8 protein-coding genes are annotated in these 7,967 nt (G+C 48.6%); 1 reads left to right on the forward strand and 7 read right to left on the reverse strand.

Annotated features, from left to right (window positions below; all coding sequences use genetic code 11):
• On the reverse strand, window positions 1-1,419 hold the full coding sequence (cysS, locus tag RDL68_RS02710) for a cysteine--tRNA ligase (RefSeq protein ID WP_308540137.1): 1,419 nt from the start codon (window positions 1,417-1,419) through the stop codon (window positions 1-3).
• A complete protein-coding gene (gene gltX / locus RDL68_RS02715) occupies window positions 1,416-2,903 on the reverse strand; it encodes a glutamate--tRNA ligase (RefSeq protein WP_308540138.1) in 1,488 nt (495 codons plus the stop codon). Before gltX ends, cysS begins: the two co-directional genes overlap by 4 nt.
• Window positions 2,904-3,054: 151 nt before the next feature.
• Between gltX and RDL68_RS02720 the strand changes: the two genes are divergently transcribed.
• Window positions 3,055-3,798 (forward strand): hypothetical protein, encoded by a 744-nt coding sequence (locus RDL68_RS02720; RefSeq protein WP_308540139.1) that lies wholly within the window; start codon window positions 3,055-3,057, stop codon window positions 3,796-3,798.
• A gap of 14 nt (window positions 3,799-3,812) precedes the next feature.
• Here RDL68_RS02720 and RDL68_RS02725 read toward each other — a convergent pair whose 3' ends face one another.
• The 5 genes from RDL68_RS02725 to RDL68_RS02745 form a co-directional block, all read right to left on the reverse strand.
• Complete coding sequence (locus tag RDL68_RS02725; RefSeq protein WP_308540140.1) at window positions 3,813-5,021, reverse strand: CdaR family protein; 1,209 nt, start codon at window positions 5,019-5,021, stop codon at window positions 3,813-3,815.
• Complete coding sequence (gene cdaA / locus RDL68_RS02730; RefSeq protein ID WP_308540141.1) at window positions 5,008-5,997, reverse strand: diadenylate cyclase CdaA; 990 nt, start codon at window positions 5,995-5,997, stop codon at window positions 5,008-5,010. Before cdaA ends, RDL68_RS02725 begins: the two co-directional genes overlap by 14 nt.
• 181 nt (window positions 5,998-6,178) lie before the next feature.
• A complete protein-coding gene (locus tag RDL68_RS02735; protein ID WP_308540142.1) occupies window positions 6,179-6,445 on the reverse strand; it encodes an HPr family phosphocarrier protein in 267 nt (88 codons plus the stop codon).
• A 42-nt stretch (window positions 6,446-6,487) separates the two neighbouring features.
• Window positions 6,488-7,033: a ferritin family protein gene (locus RDL68_RS02740; RefSeq protein ID WP_308540143.1), complete on the reverse strand. Its 546-nt coding sequence runs from the start codon at window positions 7,031-7,033 to the stop codon at window positions 6,488-6,490.
• Window positions 7,034-7,250: 217 nt separating this feature from the next.
• Complete coding sequence (locus tag RDL68_RS02745; protein WP_308540144.1) at window positions 7,251-7,727, reverse strand: ferritin; 477 nt, start codon at window positions 7,725-7,727, stop codon at window positions 7,251-7,253.
• Window positions 7,728-7,967: the final 240 nt, after the last annotated feature.

Raw genomic sequence — 7,967 nt, forward strand, 5'->3', positions numbered from 1 at the left:
CTATTTCCTTGTCCACGTTACGCCTGTGCGCGTATCCTTCAGCAAAATTCCCTTTTGCGCCAGCGCGTCACGAATCGCATCCGCTTTTGCAAAATCTTTCGCTTTACGCGCCTCTTCCCGCTCGGCAATCAACCGTTCGACTTCTTCATCCACATCATTTTCCGCGCTATGATCGGCAATTCCCAACACATCCAAAAGCGCAATCAGCTTTTGATAGACCTGTTCCACCGTTTTCTTAGCACTGCCTTCATGCAGAGTGCTATTTGCCATACGTACAATCTCATAAATGGCGCTTAACGCATCCGCCGTATTCAAATCGTCTGCCAAGGCTTTGGTAAAAGCCTCTTCCTGCGCATGGATTTCGGCAAGAAGATGGGTTTCCGCCTCCGTCGGCTCGGTATCCACCGTATGCGCCAACAATCGTTCCAAATTGTGTTTTCCATTCATCAGGCGCTCATAACCGTTTTTGGTTGCTTCCATCACCGCGCGGGAAAAATTGATCGGCGAGCGGTAGTGCGCTGAGAGCAGCCATAGACGAACCAAAATGAGGTCATAGCTCTCCGCAATGTCCTTGAGCATGAAAAAATTGCCCTTGGATTTGGACATTTTTTCCTTCGACCCGTCCGCCGTGGACACGGTAATCATCTCGTTATGCATCCAATAACGCGCAAAAGGATGATCTGTCAGCGTCTCCGTCTGCGCAATCTCATTCTCATGATGCGGAAATTCCAGATCGCTTCCGCCAGCGTGAATGTCAATGGTTTCACCCAACAACGCCTTGGACATCGTAGAGCATTCAATATGCCAACCCGGACGCCCTGCCCCCCAGGGACTGTCCCAAGACGGTTCAGAGCTTTCTTTCTGCTTCTTCCACAAGGCGAAATCCAATGGATCCTGCTTGGCTTCGTTCACGCGAATACGCGCACCGGCTACCAAATCCTCAATTTTCTTACCGGAGAGCTTGCCGTATTCCTTGGCTTTGGATACATCGAAATACACAGCATCCTCGGCATCATACGCAGCCCCCTTATCGATGAGTCCCTGCACAAAAGCGATAATGGGTTCTATCATCTCCGTCGCGCGAGGATGGACCGTCTCCTCTTCCAGCAAATTGAGCTGCTTAGCCTGTTCCATAAACGCCTCAATATACTTTGCTGTAATGGCGGTAAACGGCACGCTTTCTTCCTTTGCCCGATTAATAATCTTGTCGTCGATGTCCGTAAAATTCACCACATAACGAACAGCATAATCCTGCCAACGGAGAAAACGGTGCAGCGTATCGAAAACGACGAGCGGGCGGGCGTTTCCGATGTGAATGAAGTCGTAAACGGTCGGACCACAAACATACATACGCACCTTCCCTTTTTCGATGGGAACAAATTCCTCTTTCCGTCTCGTCAGCGTATTGTAAATTTTCATGCGTCTTCCTTTCCCGAAAGCGTCCGTTCCAGTCGCGCCAACACCTCATCCCGTCCCAAAATCATGAGCGTTTGCCCAAAATCCGGTCCGGAAGTTGCCCCGACCACGGCGGCACGAATCGGAAACCACAAATTCTTGCCCTTGATTCCGGTCTCCGTCTGTATCGTTTTTACCACGCTATTGGCAAATTTTTCTGTCATACATGATTGCGAACGCACTTTTTCGGCAAAACGGGAAACCAAATCGTGCGCCTCCGGCGTGGACAAAATTTCCTTCGCTTCTTCTTCATACACCAGGTCGGCGGCGGAAACGAAGAGATGACGCGTTAAATCCGGCATTTGCTGAAAATATTCCACACGGTTCTGATAGAGCGCCGCCACTCGTTGTAGCGTATCGGCATCGGGATTCTCTCCCACCAATCCTTCTTTTTGCAGGAACGGCGTCATCGCCTTGACCACCTCTTCCACCGGCATCGCCTTGATGTATTCTCCATTCATCCAGTTCAGCTTTTTCACATCGAAAATGCCGCCCGTTGAAGAAATGCGGTCAAAATCAAACACCTTGATGAGTTCCTCACGCGACAATATTTCCTCGTTACCCTTAGGCGACCAACCCAAAAGTGCGATGTAATTAATCAACGCCTCCGGCAAATATCCTTTTTCCATGTACTGTTCCACCGCCGCATCGCCGTTTCGTTTGGACAGCTTTTTGTGGTCTTCTCCCAATACGGTCGGCAGGTGAACATACGTCGGCTCGTCCCAACCGAAATTTTGATACAGCAAAACATGTTTCGGCGTGGAGGAAATCCACTCTTCGCCGCGGACAATATGGGTTACGCCCATCAGATGGTCATCTACGACCACAGCAAAATGATACGTCGGATAGCCATCCGATTTAATCAGCACCTGATCATCCAATTCGTCCGTATTAAACGTGATATCGCCCTTAATCGCGTCATGAAAGGTGATATTTGTATCGCGCGGCAGCTTCATGCGAATGACGTATTCTTCGCCTGCGTCAAGATGTTTCTGCACTTCTTCCGGCGTAAGCGCGCGGCAATGCCCATCATAGCGCGGCGTTTCGCCCTTTTCCTTCATGGCATCACGAATATGGTCTAAACGCTCTTTGGAACAGAAGCAATAGTATGCCTGTCCCTGTTCGATGAGCTGTTCCGCATAACGGCGATAGAGCCCCTGTTCATGGCGATGCGATTGAATATAGGGACCATTTTCTCCTTTTTCGGAGACCGTATTGCCGGAAAGAAAGGGGCCTTCGTCATTTTCGAGCCCTGCCCAATGCAACACCTGCAAAAGATTTTCCAGCGCATCCGGCACAAAACGAGTACGGTCGGTATCCTCAATACGAAGAATGAAATGACCGCCATGATGACGCGCATAAAGGTAATTAAATAAAGCCGTGCGAAGTCCTCCGATGTGTAAATACCCGGTGGGGCTTGGCGCAAATCGAACATTAACCTGGGACATGCCTTCCTCCTGTTTTTTCGTGGCAGCAAATCGCTCGCCCTTGGGGCAGCGCCCCTGTTTCCTGTTTGTGGCAAAAAGGCATTTATTCGCCTTCACATTGCCGACAAATCCAACCTCTATTCTAATACGAAAAGGACAAGAACACTTTCCGATGGTGACTTTTTTCGCCTCTTCCGGTTACGGTGTAGAAAGGACAATTATGATTATTGGTATCTTATTATTGAGCATCGGCGCACTCATTTTACTGACTCAACTGCTTGGTGCAAACTTCTTGAAACTGGTTGGTCTTTATTGGCCAACTCTTCTGATTCTATACGGGGCGCTGCGTTTGCTTACCGATAAACATCGGCATAATTTTCCGCTCTTTCTCATGGCGTTCGGAGCAATCCTACAAGCCTACAAACTACAATTGTTCCGTGGGAACATTCTGCTCATTCTCATCGCCCTCTGCCTCATTCTTTTGGGTTTACGCATTATCATCAACCGTTTTTCCCAACGGCACACGAACTATAATGAAAATGTCTTCACTGACGATGACGACCACCAACAGAAGGGAACCTATGGCTATGAAGAACGCGATATGCTAAACGACCGCTTTCTTTTCGCGGACGCGCATCGCGTATACCGTTCCGATTCCTTCTCCGGCGGCGATATTGAAGTCGTCTTTTCTTCCGTAACCCTCGACCTCAAAAATGTGCTGCCCCTCGACAACGTGGTTCGCCTTAATGCCAGCGTGCAGTTTGGAGAATTGGTTCTGCAAGTTCCTGCCGATTGGCATGTCATCGTGAATGGCAAGCATTACTATTCCGTCCATGAGAAAAAGGAAATGCCGGAAGCAGCGACCACACTGTATGTTGACAGCGAAGTCTTTGCCGGAACGCTGAAAATTCTATAACGCGCTTTCGCTGCTTATTCCACATTCATCAAAAGCTGTGCCGGCTTGATTTCCTTTAGTACGATGTCTTTTGGCAAACTCACCTCTAAGGGCAAGGTCTGCAAGCCAGCACTTGCGCCGCTGAGGTTGGCGGTTACCACGATATCCGAATCATGCAGCGCATCCAAATCATTTTTATACGCTTGCAGACGCAAGGTGATGGTTTTTACTTCTCCGGCGGGACGTGCTTTAAGAGAACCGCCATTTACCGATTGAATGCGATCGACATTTACCGAGAAAGAACGCTCTTCCCGCACATCCAACGTGATTTGGGCTTTATACGCCAGCTTGTCGTTTACCGGCGTGATGCCCTCGGGGTAATTCAACGTTACCGGATATAGTCCGTCTTTCGTTATTTTGCTTAAATCTAACGGCTGCGTCGTGATCGTCGTCAGCTTATCAATATCCGCCGTTTTGCCCATAACCAGTACCGTATTGGGCGTCACTGCCGACTGGCGAACGCGAACGGGGGGTTCCTGCCCTTTTGCTGGGGCGAATTGCAGCTGAACGGGCACTTCTTTTTGTTTGGCAATCATGGCACTGACATTTACCGAAGAAAGCGAGAGACTGAGGTCTTCCACAGGATTCCCATTTTCATCTACCGGGTGCACCTGTAAATTAGCCGACGTGTCCGCCGTAAGACCGTTCAGATTAATAACGACATTGACATTCGCCACCCGTTCCACCGCCGAACGGGGACCGGTTACTTCAATCGTCTGCGGCGTGGCGGCAAGACCGCGCAAAACGTAGTTATCCGCAAGCGTTCCCGTTTCTTTAATCGTCACATTTCGACTTTTGGTAATTACTTTTTCCACTTGTACCTGTACGCGAGAATTTGCTGTTTCGTTAATGACCACATTGGTCGGCACAGTGTAGCGAATCGGCACGGCTTGCGTTCCTTCTTTGAGCGTGCCGGCATCAATAGAAGCGACGATAAAATTGCGGTCTAAGCTACCAAGATCATTGCGTTTGCCCAATATGCGAAGCGAAGTCTGTTCAAACTCCATGTCCGTAATTTTGAGTTCTTTTTCTTCCAACGCGTCCTGATTAATTATGCGGATAGGAATGTCGGACAAGGTTGCCGACTGCGTCGGATTGACGCCTGCCGTGATATAACTCCACATAAGAATGCCGATAATGAGCGAGGTCAGCTTCCATTGCCAATTATGTTTAAGCAGTTTCATCCTGACCTCCTTTTTCATTTCGTTTCGGTTGTGACGATGGAGCCGCTGGTTTCTTTTCTCTATAGCTCGCATCACGCATGTCTTTGCGTGCGCCATCCTTTTCCTCGTCTTCTTCAGATTGTTCCTTCTTTTTGGTATTCAGGAAAGACAGCAGCCGTCCCGGACCGGACAAACGTTCGGTCGTTGTTCCGTTTTCATAGAACGTTGTTATGTTCTCCCGCAGCGTGGATTCATCCATGTGTCGGGAGATTTGTCCGTTGGAACACAGCGAAATCGCACCGGTTTCTTCGGAAACCACGACGACCAATGCGTCCGATCGTTCCGATATGCCCAGTGCTGCGCGATGACGTGTTCCGAGATCTTTGTCCAAATTGCGATTCTGCGTTAAGGGCAAAAACGTTCCTGCTGCCAGTACCCGCTCTCCACGAATGATGACCGCACCGTCATGAAGCGGTGTGTTGGGAATAAAGATATTGATCAACAATTCGGCAGTGACCAAAGCATCGACTTCCGTGCCGGATTCCACAATTTCCTTTAGCCCCGTTCCCCCTTCCAAAACAATCAGTGCGCCGATTTTCTGCCGCGAAAGAGAGGTCGCCGCCCGGACAATTTCCTCCACACGTCCGGCGCTTCGCACTCGTTCACCGCCGCTGTTTACTAAGTTGCTCAGCCACCCCTGTGACCTGCCCAAACGTTCAAACGCCCGACGAATCTCCGGTTGGAACACCACAATGGTCAATAAAAAACCGGCAGTAAGAATATTGGACAACAGCCAGTTCACCGTATACAGTTTTAAGCCATCGCTAATCTGCGCAAAGACGAGAATTGCAATAAACCCTTTGATGAGTTGCTCGGCACGGGTCTCACGAACCAATAAAATCAAATAATAGACAATGACGGCAATGACAAGAATATCAATGACGTCGGTAACGGAGAATGTTACCAGCAATTCACGAAGATTTCGAAAATAGTTCATGATGCCCCCTCTCTGTCGTCTATTTTAGCACAAGCCCTGCGTAAATTTGCCTTCTGCGAACCGCTTTCGCGAAAGGGAACAAAAAAACTGCCGCGTGATTCTCACGCGACAGTCTTCTCCATTTTTGAAACCTTCAGCAATTCCGCATTATTCCGATGCCGAAAAAGGCTCTCTCTTTTGGTTAATAGTTGGCAATATCATTCTGTAAATAGGCCAACAAACCTTCTAAAGCCTCTTTTTCGTCCGGTCCGTCGGTACGCAAAATAAACTTTGCCCCCTTGCCGGCACCCATGCTGAGCACGCTCATAATGGACTTTCCGTTAAACACTTTATGATCGCGTTCCAAATAGACATCTGCAAGGAATTTCTTTGCCGTCTGAATGAAATTGGCGGCAGGGCGACCCATAAGCCCGATTTCATTATCCAACACTACTTTTTCTTCGACCATGGACTTCCTACCTTCACCTTTACACGACCATGTTTCTCTACATCAATACGTGATAAACTTTTCTCCTGCGCAACCGCAGATCGGGCATTTCTCTTCTCTGGAAAGCGAAACAAAGCCGCACACCGGGCAGAGATACACCGAGTCATTGACTTCCAAATCTTTTCCCTGCTCTACCGCATCTTTTGCCACGCCAAACATCTTGGCATGCACTTTTTCCGCTTCAATCGCAAAACGCATCGCACGCACCGCACCTTGTTCATCCTGCATTTCCGCTACCTGAATATATGCCGGATACATTTCGGTAAATTCAAAGGTTTCGCCATCAATCGCGCCCTGCAAATTTTCAGCGGTTTTTCCGATGCCGAACCCGCCGCGCGTGGCGACATCAAAATCGCCCTCTAAGTCTTTCATGGCTTTATAATGCAACCCGGCGTGAATTCGTTCCGCTTCCGCCGTCGCATCAAATAAACGCTTTACATTCGGAAAACCTTCTTTTTCGGCTGCCTGTCCCCAAATATTATAGCGATTGCGCGCCATGGATTCTCCGCCGAATGCCGATCGCAGGTTGGCCTGTGTCATATGCTTCATGGAATCCTCCTCTTTCCTTCTCCACCTCGCCGTCTCAACAAAAGGAGACGGTTTCCCACTTTCGTTCGTTCAATATATGTGGAAACTACTACTATAGTAAGGGATGCGCTGTAAAAAGTAAAGTAAAAATGCAATCGTTTCCTCTTTTTTAATTAAAAAAAGCAAGTCGCGGTATTTGCCACGGCTTGCCTCTTCTCTTTCTGTACCGCTGACGCCTTTAGCGCTGAAGCATATAGTGGTCAATCTGATACAGCGCGCCCCAGTTTGAACCGGCACGTTCCAACTGCTTCACCAGCGACTGGAACGTAGCTTCTTCCTCCACCTGCTCTTTCACATACCAGTGCAGGAAAATTTCCGCCGGCTTGTGGTCTTCTTTTTGTGCCAAGTCGATGAGCTCATAGATATTCTTCGTCACCACCTGTTCATGCGCCAACGCCTTTTGGAAAACGTCTAACAAACTCTTGAATTTTCCCTCTCCCGGATTGAGGGGACGATAATGAACCGGATAGCCGACCTCTTGCAGAAAGCCAATCATCTTATCCGCATGTTCCACTTCTTCTTTTGCCTGCATATCCATGAAATGCTTCATGCCTGCCATATCTTCTTCTGCTAAATAAGCGGACATCGTCCGATAAATATAGGCCGATTCGAGTTCAAAATTCGCCTGTTCATTTAAGGCATCCAAAATCTTCATATTATCCTCCTTATAGTTTTGTTCTATCGATTCTTCTGAACCGTTATAGTTAATGTACCCGTCTTTCCTTGCCTCTAACCTGAACCGTTTTTGGGGAGGCGAACAACGCATACCGTTGAGGCGGTTTGGAGAGTGTGGAGAAGGCAAAACCACGTTTACTTGGGAACAGCGTAAGTTTGAAGATATAGCCGTTCGTTCTTCTACGATAAGCTCCGAGAGTGGTTTACCAAGAGTTGAATA

This window comes from uncultured Murdochiella sp., assembly GCF_902488755.1.
GTDB lineage: Bacteria > Bacillota > Clostridia > Tissierellales > Peptoniphilaceae > Murdochiella.